13 protein-coding genes are annotated in these 15,704 nt (G+C 63.1%); 6 read left to right on the forward strand and 7 right to left on the reverse strand.

Going from position 1 to position 15,704, the window contains the following annotated elements; genetic code table 11:
• From BEN48_RS13260 to BEN48_RS13265, 3 genes are all read left to right on the forward strand, one after another.
• Positions 1-643, forward strand: a 643-nt coding sequence (locus BEN48_RS13260; RefSeq protein WP_158010185.1) for a sensor histidine kinase, incomplete at its 5' end; no start/stop codon positions are given.
• A gap of 247 nt (positions 644-890) precedes the next feature.
• Positions 891-1,058, forward strand: coding sequence for a hypothetical protein (locus BEN48_RS19175; protein WP_158010186.1), 168 nt, complete (start codon positions 891-893; stop codon positions 1,056-1,058).
• A 21-nt stretch (positions 1,059-1,079) separates the two neighbouring features.
• Complete coding sequence (locus BEN48_RS13265; protein WP_070735415.1) at positions 1,080-1,433, forward strand: beta-xylosidase family glycoside hydrolase; 354 nt, start codon at positions 1,080-1,082, stop codon at positions 1,431-1,433.
• Between the two features lie 95 nt (positions 1,434-1,528).
• Here the strand turns inward: BEN48_RS13265 and BEN48_RS13270 are convergent, their stop codons facing one another.
• From BEN48_RS13270 to BEN48_RS13285, 4 genes are all read right to left on the reverse strand, one after another.
• Positions 1,529-2,224 carry a hypothetical protein gene (locus BEN48_RS13270; protein WP_070735416.1) on the reverse strand — a complete coding sequence of 232 codons (696 nt, stop codon included), beginning with the start codon at positions 2,222-2,224 and terminating at the stop codon, positions 1,529-1,531.
• A 109-nt stretch (positions 2,225-2,333) separates the two neighbouring features.
• Positions 2,334-3,701, reverse strand: a complete 1,368-nt coding sequence (locus tag BEN48_RS13275) for an alpha-2-macroglobulin family protein (protein ID WP_125932640.1) — start codon at positions 3,699-3,701, stop codon at positions 2,334-2,336.
• The gene (locus BEN48_RS13280) at positions 3,608-8,548 is read right to left on the reverse strand and encodes an MG2 domain-containing protein (protein WP_070735418.1); all 4,941 of its coding nucleotides are present in this window, start codon (positions 8,546-8,548) and stop codon (positions 3,608-3,610) included. Before BEN48_RS13280 ends, BEN48_RS13275 begins: the two co-directional genes overlap by 94 nt.
• A 143-nt stretch (positions 8,549-8,691) precedes the next feature.
• Positions 8,692-9,288 (reverse strand): DinB family protein, encoded by a 597-nt coding sequence (locus BEN48_RS13285; protein ID WP_070735419.1) that lies wholly within the window; start codon positions 9,286-9,288, stop codon positions 8,692-8,694.
• A 159-nt stretch (positions 9,289-9,447) separates the two neighbouring features.
• Between BEN48_RS13285 and BEN48_RS13290 the strand changes: the two genes are divergently transcribed.
• Positions 9,448-10,383 (forward strand): hypothetical protein, encoded by a 936-nt coding sequence (locus BEN48_RS13290; RefSeq protein WP_083321055.1) that lies wholly within the window; start codon positions 9,448-9,450, stop codon positions 10,381-10,383.
• Positions 10,384-10,528: 145 nt separating this feature from the next.
• Positions 10,529-12,874, forward strand: a complete 2,346-nt coding sequence (locus BEN48_RS13295; RefSeq protein ID WP_070735421.1) for a M1 family metallopeptidase — start codon at positions 10,529-10,531, stop codon at positions 12,872-12,874.
• A gap of 181 nt (positions 12,875-13,055) precedes the next feature.
• Here the strand turns inward: BEN48_RS13295 and BEN48_RS13300 are convergent, their stop codons facing one another.
• Positions 13,056-14,345, reverse strand: coding sequence for a hypothetical protein (locus BEN48_RS13300; RefSeq protein ID WP_158010187.1), 1,290 nt, complete (start codon positions 14,343-14,345; stop codon positions 13,056-13,058).
• Between the two features lie 262 nt (positions 14,346-14,607).
• On the opposite strand from BEN48_RS13300, the gene BEN48_RS13305 reads away from it, so the two are divergent.
• Positions 14,608-14,802, forward strand: coding sequence for a cold-shock protein (locus tag BEN48_RS13305; RefSeq protein ID WP_070725989.1), 195 nt, complete (start codon positions 14,608-14,610; stop codon positions 14,800-14,802).
• 79 nt (positions 14,803-14,881) lie between these two features.
• On the opposite strand, the gene BEN48_RS13310 is transcribed toward BEN48_RS13305, so the two are convergent.
• On the reverse strand, positions 14,882-15,322 hold the full coding sequence (locus BEN48_RS13310; protein WP_241502276.1) for a gliding motility lipoprotein GldH: 441 nt from the start codon (positions 15,320-15,322) through the stop codon (positions 14,882-14,884).
• A gap of 199 nt (positions 15,323-15,521) precedes the next feature.
• Positions 15,522-15,704, reverse strand: a 183-nt coding sequence (locus BEN48_RS13315) for a hypothetical protein (protein WP_193408679.1), incomplete at its 5' end; no start/stop codon positions are given.

Below are 15,704 nucleotides of genomic sequence, written 5' to 3' on the forward strand. Positions count from 1 at the left end.
CCACGACGAACATGTGCAAACGGAGATAGTACCCCTGCTCACCATGATTGAGACCAACACCGGCAAAATTAAAGAGCACAGCTCCAGCCTCACCCGGATAGTCCGCAGCATGGACAAACTACTGCAAGTCAAAGCAAACCAATTCGTTGATATTGACCTCAACTCGTTCGTCGACGAGCAATTGCTGGCGTATCGGAACGAGTCGAATAATGCTTACCGGAACGTTGCCCTGGAGCTAATTAAAGGTGACAACCCGGAAAGCATTTCCGTCCGCGTGGTACCCACGGAGATGAGCACGGTGCTGTTTAACCTGCTCAACAATGCGATGTACGCGGTGCACGAAAAGTCGCTGCGGGACCCCAGTTTTCAGCCCGCGCTCACCGTTGCCACGGTTTTCCAGGGGACTGGCGTAGAAATACAGGTACGCGACAATGGCGCGGGCATCTCGGCCGTTGAACAGGAACAGCTGTTTTCGCCCTTTTTCACCACCAAGCCTACTTCCAAAGGCACCGGCTTGGGGTTGTTCATTAGCCAGGACATTGCCCGTACCCATAAAGGCCACATCACCGTGGAAACGCGGCAGGACGTGTGCACCACGTTCACCATCAACCTGCCCACCGCTGCTGCCGTGGCTATGAGCTGAGTGCTTGAGCGTTGGAAGCATTCCCTACCGCAAGCGGCACACCCGTTGGGATAAGCAACGAAAAGTGGGCTTTACTGAAACTGCCCCAAGGCTGCTGGGGGTGCAGGCATTGCCGGGTGCGCACCGCCCCGGCCAGAACGGATGCTTATCAGCAACTGCCCTCAGCTGTTGCCTTGCCAGCATTCCCTGCGCCTTCGCACAGCCGGGAAAACAGAAGGTCTTTTTCTCCGACATCGACAATCTTTGGGTGGCTTACGACAGCTGCCGCACCACCACCGACAGCCTCAAGCAGCTGCAGTACGTCGAGAAGCGCAACAACAGCAAAGGCACGCCGGGCCTGAAAAGCATGATGAAAGCCCGGAGCCACACCGCCGAAGAATACGTCGGCGCCACCCGGCGGCACCCGAGGTTCTGAAATTCGCTGCGGCCCTTCGCGTTGCGGGCCCTGGCTGCGGTGGGCGACCTCTACAACGCGCTGGCCATAATGGCTGGCAATGGCCAGGTGCAACTCTGGCACGTGAAAAGCGGCAAGCAGCAGTGCCTGGTGCAGGCCTTTGTGGAGCCCTGTGTCACCATTACCCTGCGCCTGGAAGTATGGGGCGGCCAGCGCTACCGCTTCGCCTACAGCACCGACGGCTCGCACTGGAACCCGCTGCCCACAGACGGATTTTCGCTCAACGGCACTTACCTGCCGCCGTGGGACCGCGGCGTGCGCGTGGCGCTGGTGGCGCAGGGCGAAAGCGGGCACCGCGCCGCATTCCACAACTTCATCATCCGCAACCAGCGCTAACGGTTGGCAACGGGGTGCAGAGAAGTAAGCTATGCGACAATAGAAAGGGCCCAACACATTGTATTGGGCCCTTTCTATTGTTGCAATCGCACGTGCTAACGGCGGCTCTTTGACTTGCTGGAGGTACTGGATTTGGAAGGAGTACCTTTCTTAGCAGCAGGCTTTTTGGCGGTGCTTTTAGTAGCGGGGCTGCTTTTTTTCGTGGCAGTTTTTTTAGCAGAGCTTTTCTTGGCACTGCTGCTCTTTTTAGCGGCGGCATTCTTGCTGCTTGCTGAGTTCTTGGCACTGCTGCTTTTACTCTTGCTCTTGCTGGACTTGCCGCTCGAACCCGACTTGCTCTTGGATTTTGACTTGCTGCTGTGCGCCTTCGTTTTGGAGCTGCTGCGGGTGGCGTGGCGGCGGGCTTCGGCGCGCGCCTCGGCTCTGGCTTCGGCCCGGGCTTCTTCGCGGCGAGCAGCGGCCCGGCGGGCGGCCATGGCCTCGGTGTTGCGGGCTTCGTAGCTGCGGGTGGTGTGGGCCGGTACGGCGGCGGAGCTGGCCTCGTCGCCTTCGGTGTAGCGGGCCGTGGCGTCCGACTCGGGCGCGGCAGTGTTTTCGTCGGTGGTGGTTTTGGGCGACTCTGTTACGACCTTCTTGCGCCGCACGGGCATCAGAAAATCACGCTCAGCCCGCTCGCGCAGGCTTAGGTTTTCCTCACCAGGCAGCTTCGAAACGGCGGTTTGCTTTTCGGTTTGGGCTTGGGCTCCGCTCCAGCTCAGGAGCAGCGTAAGGAGGACAAATAGGTGCTTCATAGATGATTAATATAAACCTAACAGAAGACAAAGCTAGCCCCCGACCCGTTTAGATGCAAGGAAAAAGGTAGGCAGAACGTCCGGAAGGGCCTTCACGCGGTCCAACGGCCTATTTTCCCGGTCGGGCTTCCTGCACTACCAACCGGAGCCGTACCCCGACCGAATTCGCTCCAAATTCGGGGGCGTACAGGCACTGCACCTGGCTGAGGCCGCCCGAGAAATCGCCGGCCTGGGCCGCCCGCAGCCGGTACTCAAAGACGTGCGTGCCGCGGGGCACGGCGCCAAAAAAGAAGTTGGTGGCCGCGTCGCGCGGCGACTCATAATAGCCCAGTCCGTTCTGATACCGGTAGCCGCTCAGCTGGCTGATGGGCTCCAGGCCGGCGGCGCGCTGGTCCTTAAGGTGCACGTATTCGAGGGCGCGGTCGGTGCGCAGCACCAGGCGCACCACCACCACGGCGCCCACGGGCACGGGCGTGGCGGCCGAGATGCGCACCAACTCCGGGCCACCCGCAGTGCGCGTTTCGCGGTAGAGCTGCCGCTCGAGGCTGAGCGGCGTGGCGGCGGACGTTACCTTGTCGATATCCTCAAAGTATTGCCAGTAGAGCGCGCCCCAAGCCACGCCCGCATCGGGTTTGGTAATGGTAACCTTGCCTTGCGCGGGCTGCATTTCGGCGGCAGACCAGCTAGTTTTGAAGTAGCCGGTGCCGGCCTGCGCTGCCTCGGGCTTCACGGGCTGGCCGCCTACGGTAATTTGCAGGGGTTGGGTGGGCGCGAGCCAGTCGGAGCCGCGCAGCAGCAGGGCGTAGCAGGCGTCGGCGGTGGCGCGGGTGCTTTCCCAGTGGTGGGTTTGCTTTTGCTTGAGCAGCCAGAGCTTCATCTCGTCCACCGACTTTTGGTCGTTTTTCACCTCATCGTAGGTTTCGATGAGGGTAGCCTGGGTTTCAGTAGGGGCTTCGCGCCAGTAGTAGCCGCCGCGCACCTCCTTCCAGTACATGCCCAACTCAGGCGAGTGCAGGGCGTTTTCGGTAAGGGCGCGCAGTATGTCCTGGGCAGGGCGGGCCGTTTTGGTGTCGCGGAATAGCACCAGCGCAATTTGGGCCTGCAGGTAGCGGGTCTGGCTCGGCCAGAAGGTGCCGGCCTGCTGGCGGTAGTAGGCGGCAGCAGGTGTGGCGGCGGCCGCTACGGCGGGCTGCGGCCAGAAGCTGCGGGCGTACAAGGCCTGAATCTGCTGGTCGCCCAAGTGGTTGTCGGCCAGCTTCACGCCTTTCTGGCGCTTCAACTCGGCATAGTCGGCGGCCAGGCGGCCATCAAGGTAGCCCAGGGCCCGCTGCAGAATGGGCTGGGCCAGCGCGTCGGTACTGGCATCAAAGGCGCTCAATTTCTTTAGCTTGCCAAAGCCGGCCACGATGAGCTGCGTGATGTACCGGTCGTCGGGCATTTTCTCGAACCAGGGGAAGGCGCCGTTCGCGGACTGCATGCGGGCGAGCTTGGCCAGGGCGCGGGCAGTTTCGGCTTCCAGACGGGGTTGGTCAAACAGCTCCACCAGCCGGGCCAGGCGCTCGGTTTCGCCCTGGGCGTCGCGTACCCAGGGAGTTTCCTGCAGGAGCAGTTTTTCAGCTCCTGGTTCTGGGCCAGCTTGCTGGTGAGGGCATTTTTTTGGGCGGCGGTGCCGACTTGGGCCTGGCGCTGCCACTCGACCAGCACGGTTTTAAAGCGGGGGTTCGCCTTGAGAATCTGCGCCGCGATGAGGTTGGCATAGAGCCGGCTGAATATCTGCTCGGAGCACTCGTAGGGGTACTCCATGAGGTAGGGCAGGCTCTGCACGGCGTACCAGGCGGGGTTGGCCGTCATTTCCAGCGTGAGGGAGTAGTTGCGGCGCGTGGGGCTGCTGGTGCTGGTGAGCTTCTGCAGCTCGTACTCCCGTGTGCCGGGGCCCACGATGGGCAGCGGCAGGCTTTCGGTGATGAGAATGCGGTTTGGGAGGACGGGCAGGGTGTTTTCCTCGCCGTCGGAAAACCTCACCCCCTGCCCCTCTCCAAAAGAGAGGGGAGCCTGACGACGCTTCTTTCTACTCTTCCTATCTGTTAACTTCTCACTGCTCACTGCTAACTGACTTTGCGCTACCACCCGATACGTCACGGCTACCGGCGCGAAATCACTGGGCAGGCTGATTTCCCAGCCCAGTGCCATGCTCTGGTGCGCGGCAGCGGATACGGCTTGCTGCGCCGGGCCTTTCACGAGCTGGCTGGTGATGTCCTGGCCGGTGGCGGCGTCAAGCAGGAAGAACTGCGCGGTGCCGGTGGTGGCGTGGTCAGTCAGGTTTGAAAACTTGGCGGGGAAGGTGAAGGTGTCGCCCTGCCGCAGGAAGCGCGGCGCGTTGGGCGTAATCTGGATTTCCTTCTGGGTGACGAGCTGCCGGGCCAGCTGGCCGCTGCGCAGGTTTTTGTCGTGAGCCAGGGCCAGCAGCTGCCAGCGCGTCACGGCTTCCGGCATCTGGAACTCGAGCACGATATCGCCGTTCTTATCGGTGCGCAGGGCGGGCTGCCAGAAGGCCGTTTCGCGGAAGTCAGTGCGGGTAGGGACTACGGAGAGGTCGGGCGCGGCGGCAGCGTTCGGTGCTTCGCTCTTCCTCGTAACAGGCCCTGCAAGCATGGCCTTATCTGATATAGCAGCTGAGGCGGCCACAGCATCCCCATCAGCTTGCGCCATTTCCAGCATCTGCGGTTCCGCATTGCTCATGGCTCTGGCGCGCATTCTCCTGCCGCCCCCGTAACTCGTCGCAATCTCTCCTGGCATTGCCTGCCAGGTATTCAACTTCGGATAATCCACCGCAGCAAGTCCCGGGCTACCATCAGTCACTCCGAAAGAAGTCGAATTCACCTCCCCAAACTCGCCCTGCCACCCAAACTGTGCCGGGTAATACCCTGCGCCCAAATCCAGCCCCATGAAGCTGTGCGGCCGGAAAACGTCCAGGCTTTGGTCGTAGAGCGTGGCCAGCAGCTCGGCGGTGGCGGGCTGGCCGTTGGCCTGGCGAATGGTCACGCGCCAGGTTTCGCGCTGGCCGGGCTGAAGCCGGTCGCGGAACGTGGCGATGGACAGCTGAAGCGGCTGCGGCTTCTCCGCCACCTGCACGGTGGCCGTGTGGCGGTAGAGGCGGCCGTCGCGCACCTGCGTGGTGTGAATGTAGAGCGGGCCGAGGGCCGTGGCTGGGCCGCTTTCGATGCGCAGGCGGCGCTGTTCGTTGGCGTTCAGCGTGAGCCATTCCTGGCGCAGCAGCTTGTCTTCGCGCTCCACTTCCAGCAGGATGCGGGCCCCGGCTTCGCTGCTGCCCACCAACACATCGGTGGACTGGCCGGGGGCCACGGTATCGGCCAGCGCCACAAACCAGTCGGGCGTGGGGAAGGGCACGGTGGTGGCCCGCGAATCGTAGAGCTCAAAATCCTGCCTGGCGCGGGCGGCCGTGTCGGCGCCGGCGGCCTGGGCTTCGAGGCGGTAGCGGCCGGTGGGCAGGGTGGCCAGGACGGCTTTCAGGTTGAGCACCGGGCTGGTTTTCGTGTCGAAGGGCAGGGTGCGCAGCAGCTCGGCCGGCAGCTCGTTTTCGGGACTGATGACGGGCGCGCCGGGCACGCCGGGCGGGTTGGGGCGGTAGCGGCGGGCCAGCAGCCGCAGCGTGCCGGTGGCGGGCAGCGGCTCGCCCGTGGCGTTGGTGCTCAGCAGCGTGAAGGCGGGCAGCGCCTGCTTATCGACCTCGCCCGGCCCGGACAAAACCAGGCTGAGCGGATTGCGCCCAATGGGAATTGCGCGCGTACCGGTGCGGGTCTCGCCGGCCGCGTCGGTCACGTCGGCGGTTATTTCAAACAGGTAACCCGGCTCCCAACCGCCTCGGCCGCCGGGATTTTTGGGCGCCACCAGCGGCGTGAAGGCGAGGTTGAACCGGCCCTCAGCATCGGTGGTGGTGGTGCCGTGGGCAATTTCCTGGGTGCCCCGGCCGCCACCGGGGTTGTAGCCGCCCCGCCCATAGCCGCCGCCGTAGCCAAACATGGGCCACAGCTCGCGGCGCGTGATGCGGTACTTGACCTGGGCCCCGTCGGTGGGCTGCCCGGCGTAGGCGCGGGCGCGGCCGTTGAGGGTGAGCGGCTGGCCCAGTGCCGGCCGGCCGGGCACCGAATCAATTTTTACCTCAAAAGTTGGCCGCTTATAGTCCTCCACTGCGAAGCTCAGGCTGCCGTGGTCGGTTTGCAGGCTCATTTCGCCGTTGAGCAAACCAGTGGGCAGCACCAGGGAGCCGTGGAAGCTGCCAAAATCGGAGGTGGTGAAGGACAGCGTTTGCACGGTCTGGCCGTTCACGTCCATCAGCCGCACGCTCACGGTTTGGCCGGTTACCAGGCTGCTTTTGGCCCGCAGCGTCTCGGTCAGAACACCCTTTAAATACAGCGTCTGGCCCGGCCGGTAAATAGCGCGGTCGGTGAATAGGAATGTGCGGCGCTGGGCCGGCGCTGGCTCGTTGCGTTCGGGCCGGTAATAGCCGTTGATGTTGGTAAGCCGTAGCGTATCCTGGCCGCGCCAGATGCGCACGGCGCCGATGCGGCTGTTATAGTCGTTATTATCCGAAGCCGTTTTCTCCAATTTAGGAAGCAGTACTTCCCCTGTGGCCGTGGTTGCGGCAATGCCGCCCTTCGTTGTTACCGATTTGCGGGCCTTGCGGTCATAGTACTGGTAAGCCGCCTGGGCCTGCACTCCGGCCAGCGGAGCGCCGCTCTGGCGGTGCAGCACCAGCAGGCGAGCCGTGCCCGCGTCCGCGTCCCGCCGGTTCACGGCGCTCAACTCACTTGCCCCTACAAACCCGTAGGCCGTCACCGCGCCCGCCCGCTGCTCCGTGGGCTTCGTGGCCTGGTTGCTGATGATGACCAAGTAGTAGCCTACGGGCAGCGCCGCGCCCGCCACCGCAAACTTCTGTTCCTTGTAATCCTGTGGATGCGCGGGCACAGCTACCGTCCAGCTAGCCGCTGGCGCGGCCCGCAGGGCGCGGGCGTAGCGCTGGGCCACGGGGCGCTGCTTCTCGTCGTACTCGCCCGATTTCTCCCACTCGCGCAGCGAAACGCGGTAGGCCCAGGCGTGCAGGCCGGTCACGTTGCGCGCCGTCACGTCTAGGCGCCAGGGCTGGTTTGGCACCACAATATCCGTAGCCGAAAAGGCTATTTCCGGCTGCTCAATGCTTTCGCGCAGCTGCCGCGCCCGCGCCGCGCCGCGCGACTTCGGGAACCGGGCTTCAGTCTCCCGTGCCAGCTTCACAGCGGCTACGTTGTCGCCGTCTTCGCGCGCGGCTTCGGCCCGGCGGGCCATGAATTCGGTGCTGATGGGCAGGTCGGCGTAGGTCGCCGTCATGCGCAGCAGGGCGGGCTCATACTGCTCGGCCAAGTCGGTGCCCTGCGTAAAGGTTTTAAGGTAGTCGAGGCGCAACAAGTCCACATCGGCCAGCGCGGCTCGGTTGGCGGGCGCCAGCTGCTGGCGCGAGGCGGTGAGGCGCTGCAGCAGGCGCAGCGCGTGCAGCTGCCCGTTTAGCGAGTCGGCATCGGGCGCGAGCAGGCGCAGGGCCGCAAACTCGGCGGCGGTGCCAAAGGCTTGCGGGTCGGTCAGCTGGAACTGCTGCTCGGGACGCGTCACATACAGCTCCTGATTCTGGAGGCCCTCAATGGCGCGGTGGGCCAGCAAATCGTAGAGGCTGGGGCGCAGGGCGCGGCCTTCGGCATCGCCGTCAATAACCATTTCGCCTAGTGCGCGCAGGGAGGTGTTGAGCTGCTTCTGGGGCTCGTCTTCCACCGACTGGTAGTAGTGCCGCACGATGGCCGCGCCCAGCCGGCCCATGTCCCAGGTGGCGAGGCCGGTGCCGCCGTCGGCGCTGGCATCGGGGCCGGTGGTGGGGTCGGCACCGGCCGTGCGCTGATAGAGGCGGTAGCGGTTCTGGTTGAGGTAGTAGGTGTACTGCTCGGCCAGCAGCGAATGGATGATGGGCCGGGCTGGGAAGGTGGCCGTTTTCAGCTCGGCTTCCAGCAGGGTGATGCCTTTTTCGGTTTCGTCCTCTTCCTTGGCTTGCAGCAGGCGCACTTTATAGAGCAGGGCCCGCACGTAGGCGGGGCTGTTGCCTTCTTTTTTGGCCTGCCGGTAGATGGCCTCCACCAACGGCGCAGCCGTGGCCGTCTGCCCTTTTTTGAGCAGGGCGTCTATTTTTTTCCACTGGGCGGCGAAGGGAGTGGGCGAGGGCACGGCGGAGGTGCTGCTGAGAACGGCCATCAGCAGCAGGCAGGCAAAAACGAAGAAACGCATAAGCAGAAAGCAGGTGTTGGGTGATGCCTTATCGATGCCGGCCCAACTGATATTGCGCGCCCTGTACCGGTTTTACGAAACAAACCCCCGCCCCGACAAAACCAGGGCGGGGTTCGGGAGGAAAGAACCAGATAAAAACCGGCCTAAGCAGCTGACTTACTTGCGTCCATGGCGTGGCCAGCCAGCACGGCCTCGGCCTGCGCCACGTGCCGCTGAATGTGCACCACGAGGAACTCCAGCTGGTCGGCCAGCCGGAGCATGAGCAGCGGAAACACGGCGTTGGGAATGAGCACGGAGTTGGCGTTTACCTGGCGAGCCAGCAGCACCAGGCGCAGCAGCTCGTCGATTTGGCGGCTGAACACCTCCGCCACGGTGCGGGGCAGGCGGTTGCCGGTGGGCGCGTAGCGCTGGGGCGTGGCGTAGGTCTTTTCGCTGGGCGGGGTGCGCATGGCGTTCACAAACCGGCCTCCGAAATAGCCCTGTTTCACGGTAGGCGTGGGCTTGGAGCCGCGGGCCTGGGCCTTGTCTATGCGTTTGGCAATGCTGGGCAGGTAGTAGCCGCCCACTATGTTGAGGTGCTCGAGGCACTGGCCGGCGCTCCAGCGGCTGGGGCTGGGCCGGCGGTTGAGCTCCTCGGTGCTCAGGGGACGAAAGCGCTGCTGGGCCTTAACCCGCAGCAAAAGCAGGTTCTCGGTCAGCTGGTCGAAAAATTCGGAGGTGGCGCGGACGACAGCAGGCATAAGATGCAGAGAATAACAGCCGTAAACATACAATTGAACCGCCGATACCGACTAGCTGAGCGCTGGCTGATGCGATTTAAACCCCGGCCAGTGGCCGGGTGTTGGTACCTTGGCGGTATGAGTAAACACCCGCGGTCGTTTTGTAGTGCACTAGTTACCTTGCTCGTACTGCCATTTGGTGCCGCCCGCGCCCAAGCCGTGCCCAATGCCGGCGAGCGGGTGGAAACTTTGGTCACCTTCGGCGCGCAGTCCGACAAGAGCTGGGGCGACGACGACTTCAGCCAGACGTTCTTCTTTCTCATTCCCGAAAAGCAGCGCGAGCCGGTGTACATCCGGGTGTGGGACCCCGGCTGCGGCGGCACCAACGACGACCTGAAAGGCCCCGCCAATACCACCACCTCCTTCAGCCTCTACGGCGGCCCCGGCACCTTTAGCGGCCCGCAGGCCCGCGACCCGCGCCCCACCAACCCCAACCCCACCGGCCGCCTGCTCAAAAGTCAGACCTTCGGCAACGAGGCCAAGTACGACGGCACGTGGTTCACCTTCGGACCGCTCAACCCGCTGGAAGCCGAGCCAGTGGACGAGTTTCAGGGCCGCGTGTTCAAGATGGTGGCGCGCGGCCTGAGCGGCAACGACGGCAACCTGTACCGCTACTTCTTCAGCACCAGCCCCACGGCCAACGTGGCGGTGGAGGGCGGCAACGCCTTCACCTACGAGTACTGCTTCCGGCTGCCGGCCACCAGCAGCAAAACCACTGTGCACCTCTACCCTTTTGTGAACAACAAAGTGGTGAGCATCAAGCAAAGTAATTTTGATGCCGATAACGGGGCTACCCTGGAAATATTCAGCGTGGCAAAAAACGGCCATGCTGCCGCCGTGAGTGGCAACGGCGAATGGACCAGCAGCGTGCTGCCCATTGCCGCGAAAGAGCACGGCCTCAGCCTCGACTTCCGCCTCACCTCCACCAGCGCCGCCCCCAACGACCTGGTGTTTTACGTGACCGACCAGTACGATACGGCCCTGCCCTTCTTCGCCATTCCGTTGGGTGGCCCGCCGCGCTACCAGTACGACATTGGCGTGAAGCTGCACCGGTAAGGACGGCACGCGTTGTTAGCGGCCCTTCCCTCCTGTCATCCTGAGCGCAGCGAAGGACCTTAATCACGCCAGCAAACGGCTTGTTCTTTTCTGATAAGGTTCTTCGCTGCGCTCAGGATGACAGCTGGCTACGTAAATTAGCGGCATGCAAATCCGCCTACTTTCTTCATTTCCTCCCCGGCGCTACGTAGCGCTGCTGCTCGGGCTGCTGCCCGCGCTGGCCATTCAAGCCCAAACCACCAACTCGGGCACCGACAAATTCGCGCAGCTCGAAACCCTGCTGCCCACGCCCAACGTGTACCGCACCGCCAGCGGCGCGCCAGGCAAGGAATACTGGCAGCAGCGGGCCGACTACGACATCCAGGTCACGCTCGACGATGCCAAGCAGGCCCTGACCGGGCGCGAAACCATCACCTACACCAACCTCTCGCCCGATGTGCTGCCCTACCTGTGGGTGCAGCTCGACCAGAACGTGCTGGAGAAAAACTCCATCACGGCCACCACGGAAGTGAGCCAGCTGCAGGACCGGATGACGTTCAACGCCGTTGAGGGGCTGCTGTCGGATTTCGATGGCGGCTTTAAGATTGATGCCGTGACCGGCCGCGACGGCAAGGCACTGAAAACGACCACCAACTACACCATGATGCGCGTAGACCTGCCCACGCCCCTGCGGCCCGGCCAGTCCTACTCCTTCAACGTGAAGTGGCACTACAACGTGAACGGCCAGCAGGTGCGCCGCAACGGCTACGAGTACTTCCCGGAGGACAAAAACTACCTCTACGAAATTGCGCAGTGGTACCCCCGCATGGCCGTGTATTCCGACAACCAGGGCTGGCAGCACAAGCAGTTTCTGGGCAGCGGCGAATTCACGCTGCCTTTCGGCGACTACAAGGTGAGCATTACCGCGCCGGCCGACCACGTAGTGGGCGCCACCGGCACGCTGCAAAATGCGTCGCAGGTACTGACCGCTACTCAGCAAAAGCGCCTCGCGCAGGCCAAAAACGCCAAGAAGCCCGTGCTCATCATCAGCCAGGCCGAAGCGGTACAGAACGAGTCGAGCCGGAGCACCAGGACCAAAACCTGGAATTTCGCCGCCAAAAACGTGCGCGATTTTGCCTGGGTGAGCTCGCGTAAGTTCATCTGGGATGCCATGGGCATTGAGCAGAACAACAAGACGGTGATGTGCATGAGCTACTACCCCAAGGAGGGCAACCCGCTCTGGGGCCAGTACTCCACGGAGGCCGTAGCGCACACCATCAAGACGTACTCCAAGTACACCATTCCTTATGAGTACCCAGTGGCCATCTCGGTGCACGGGCCCATTTTCGGCATGGAGTACCCCATGATTTGCTTCAACGGCGGCCGGCCCGAGAAGGACGGCACGTATTCTTCGCAGACCAAGTACGCCATGATTGGCGTGATTATTCACGAAGTGGGCCACAACTTCTTCCCCATGATTGTGAACTCCGACGAGCGGCAGTGGTCGTGGATGGACGAGGGCCTGAACAGCTTCATGCAGTACCTCACCGAGCAGGAATGGGAGCGCACGTACCCCTCGCGCCGCGGCGAGCCCCGCAACATTGTGGAGTACATGAAGACCGACAAAAGCCTGCAGTCGCCGATTATGACCAACTCGGAGTCGGCCCTGCAGTTTGGTAACAATGCCTACGCGAAGCCCGCCACGGCCCTGAATATCCTGCGCGAAACGGTGATGGGCCGCGAGCTCTTCGACCACGCCTTCAAGACCTACGCCCAGCGCTGGGCCTACAAGCACCCCACGCCCGCCGACTTCTTCCGCACCATGGAAGACGCCTCGGCCGTGGACCTGGACTGGTTCTGGCGCGGCTGGTTCTACACCACCGACCACACCGACCTGGCCCTGGAATCGGTGAAATCCTTTACCCCGAGCACCGGCGACCCGGCCGTGGAAAAGGCCCGCCTCCAGCAGCTGCAGGCCGCCGCCGCCCCCTCCATCTCGGCCCAGCGCAACGCCACCGACCTGAAAAGCACGCTCGTGGACGAGAAGCCCGAGCTCAAGGACTTCTACAACGAGTACAACCCGCTGGCCGTGACCGCCGCCGACCAGCAGCGCTACGCTGCCTACCGCGCCGGCCTCAGCCCCGAGCAGCAGCAGCGCCTGGCCGCCCAGCCCCAGCACTTCTACGAGCTCAGTTTGCGCAACGTGGGCGGCCTGGTCATGCCCGTCATCGTGCAGCTCACCTACGCCGACAACAGTCAGGAAGTGCGGACCATTCCGGCCGAAATCTGGCGCAAAAACAACGAGCGAGTGACCAAGGTGATGGTGACCGAAAAGCCCGTTATTTCTTTCGTGCTCGACCCTTTCCAGCAAACGGCCGACACCGACCTGAGCAACAACGCCTTCCCCCGTCAGCCCGCCGCTTCGCGCTTCGACCTGTTCCAGCAGCAGCAACAAGCCGCCCAGAACCCCATGCAGCAGGCCCAGAAAAGCCCAGCCGGCGGAGGGAAGTAACTTCCGATTTTAGCAGCAAAAGAATGGCCCGCCAGATACATGGCGGGCCATTCTTTTGCTGCGTCTGTCCAAACCGCCTGTCATGCTGAGCCTGCGAAGCATCCTCTCGCCGCTGAACGACCTGTTCTGACCTGACAAGATGCTTCGCAGGCTCAGCATGACAGGCGTTGTCTGACGGGCGTTACTCGTCGCCTTCGCCCTCGCGGCCGGCGTTGCGGCGCGGGGCGCCGTGGTCGGCTTCGTTTTCGTCGCCGGTTGCGCTGCGGTTTTCCCGGCGGGCGGTTTGGCCGTAGTTCTGGGCGCGGTCTTCAATGCGCTCATCGCCTTTGGCTGGCGAGCCCTCTTTGCTGCCGGGCTGGCTGTCACTGTAGGCATCATTATAAGAGCCACCGCGCGAGCCCGTGCCTTGGCTGGCGTCGCCGCCGTTGCCCTTCACGTAGCCGTTGCGGTCGTCGCCAGTATTGAAATCCGGGTTGCGGCGGGGTTCTTCGCGGCCACGGTCGCCGTAGCCCTGGCTACTGGGTGGAATCTGGCCGCGCTGATCGGCCATTTCCGGGGTGTTGGTAGAATAGCCGGGGTGCTTTTCCTCGCGTCGGCCCTGCTTATCGACGCCGCCGGGGGTGGGCATATAGCCTTCGGCCTGGTTGCGCTGCTCGGCACCTGCGGGGTTGGCGGGGCGTGCTTCCGTGGCGGCAGTAGGCGTGGCAGCACCCCGCAGGGAAGTGTGGCCGTAGTCGTCGGCGTAGCCCCGGTCGGGGCCCTGGGCCGAGCCGTTGTCGTTCTGGAAGGCGCTATTGATGTCGGCCCGGTCGGGCTGGTTGCGGTTGTCCGCGTTGGGCCCTTTGTAGTCAGAACCCTGAATCTGCCCGCTCTCCGCCGCCTGGCCCGCCGCGTTGGCCACCGGGCTGCCGGCCTCAAACCCGTATTCGGTGCGGGCGTCGGGCCGTGCGTCGCGGCCATCGTAGTCGCGGTAGGCGTTGTCCTGAGGGCCGGGGCGGCCAGCTCCGCCGTAATACTGGTCTTCGGCCGAATTGCTTGATTCGTAGTCGGCCAGCCGGTTTTGGTTGCCGAAACCGCCGTGGGTGGTTCCCATATCGCTCTGAGCGCCGAACTCGCCCCGGTTGGGGTCGCTGTCCTGGTTTTCGCGGCGGTCTTCGTCGCGGTAGCTGTCCTGGGTGCTGTTGCCGAAATTCCCCCCGTAGGCATTGGCGGGCCGCAGGTTGGCGGGGTTGGCTTCTTTGTTTTCCTGCTCTTCGTTAGCGGTGCCCACGGCGCCATGGCCCGCGTTCATTTCCGAATCCACGAGTGATTCGCTTGAAACGCTAGCAGCGGAACTGCTGATGCCGGAGGCTTTGGTAGAAGGCCCGCCCGGGATGCCCACACTAGTGCCGGGGCCACCGGGTTTGGCGGCCGTGTTGCCCACCGGGCCATCAATGCGGTTGCCGGCAATGTCATTCGATTCGGTATTCAAGTTTATTTCCTCGTTTTCCATGGTGGGCGTTGGGCGTTACAATCGGTGAAAGGATGAACTTCGTGTCTATACGCGCCCCCCTATCCGTTGTTATGGTTGGGATGGGCCTGCCTCAGCCTGTTTGCGTTCCTGGCTGCTATTCCCCGCCGCGATTTTACCTTTGTGCGGCATTCTGCTGCGGCAGCCTTCCAGTGGTCGTCAACCCGTGGCTGGCTGCGTGCGTTAGTTTGATGCCCCGTTCATTTTACCCCCTCATTCGCTTATGCTCACCGGCACTGTTAAATTTTTCGACGACACCAAAGGCTTTGGCTTCATTGTGCCCGACGATACCCAGGAAGAAATTTTTGTACATCAAACCGGCCTCATCCACGAAATCCAGGAAGGCGACCGGGTTGAATTCAATATCAAAGCCGGCAAAAAAGGCCCCAATGCCGTTGATGTAACTCGCCTGCAATAGCGCCAGCACGCAACCCAAAAAACAGCAAAGGCTGGCCCCGCACCATGCGGGACCGGCCTTTGCTGTTGCAGGCAGCGCTCTATTTCTTTTCCTCGTGCCTGGCCACGCGCACGCCCATGGCCATGAGGCCGGGCAGCTGCGCCTGGCGCATGTACTGCTCCAGCGTGAGGGTGTAGTTGCCGGGTTTGGCGAAGCGCTGGTTGCGCAGGGCCAGCAGTTGGATGTCGTAGATATCGCCGGTGCCGCTGCCCTTGGGCTCGCCGGTTTTGGGGTCCAGCAGCAGCATCTGGTGCAGCTGGGGTTTTCCCACCTGCCCGCCCGGGCCCGTGAGGGTGTGCTTCACGTAGAGGTTGTAGAACCCGTATGCCGAGGCGTGGCGCACATTGAAGTACACGTCGTAGCGGGCCGTGGTGTCCTCAATGGCAAAGGTGAAGGCCGGCTTTTGCTGCACGTCCCAGGAGTAGTTGGGGAAGTCCGTGTTCTCCTCAAACACCCGATTGGGGTCGCAGGCGGTGAGCAAACATAATAAACCGGCTGCCAAAACACCTCGAACTGCACTGATTTGATTCATAATAGATACCTGAGACCGCACTTGCAGCGGCGCGGTGACCCTGGCCCCACCAACTGGAGACCCGATTCACTACGCCGCTACAAATGCCAAATAACCAGTCATTTGCTTAGCGGTTAGCAATCAATAGTCAATTACTAACCGCTAACAATTATTCTCCTGCCGGGGCCGGAGCGGCGCCGGGTTCGCCGGCCGGGCCACGCCCGCCGCGGCGGTTGTTGCGGCCACCGCGGCCTTCGCGGCGCTCGCCACCTTCGGTGCGGCGCTCACCGCCGTCCCGCCGGGGCCGGGGCTCGCCGCCGCCGCCTTCAGAAGCGGGGCTAGGCGTTGCACC

The sequence above is a fragment of the Hymenobacter glacialis genome, assembly GCF_001816165.1.
In the GTDB taxonomy this organism is placed as follows: Bacteria; Bacteroidota; Bacteroidia; order Cytophagales; family Hymenobacteraceae; genus Hymenobacter; species Hymenobacter glacialis.

Excerpts from the sequence above, each read along its gene's own strand:
- BEN48_RS13270 (WP_070735416.1), bottom strand. The coding sequence starts at position 2,224 with ATGAAGCACCTATTTGTCCTCCTTACGCTGCTCCTGAGCTGGAGCGGA.
- BEN48_RS13275 (WP_125932640.1), bottom strand. The coding sequence starts at position 3,701 with ATGCAGTCCGCGAACGGCGCCTTCCCCTGGTTCGAGAAAATGCCCGAC.
- BEN48_RS13280 (WP_070735418.1), bottom strand. The coding sequence starts at position 8,548 with ATGCGTTTCTTCGTTTTTGCCTGCCTGCTGCTGATGGCCGTTCTCAGC.
- BEN48_RS13285 (WP_070735419.1), bottom strand. The coding sequence starts at position 9,288 with ATGCCTGCTGTCGTCCGCGCCACCTCCGAATTTTTCGACCAGCTGACC.
- BEN48_RS13295 (WP_070735421.1), top strand. The coding sequence starts at position 10,529 with ATGCAAATCCGCCTACTTTCTTCATTTCCTCCCCGGCGCTACGTAGCG.
- BEN48_RS13305 (WP_070725989.1), top strand. The coding sequence starts at position 14,608 with ATGCTCACCGGCACTGTTAAATTTTTCGACGACACCAAAGGCTTTGGC.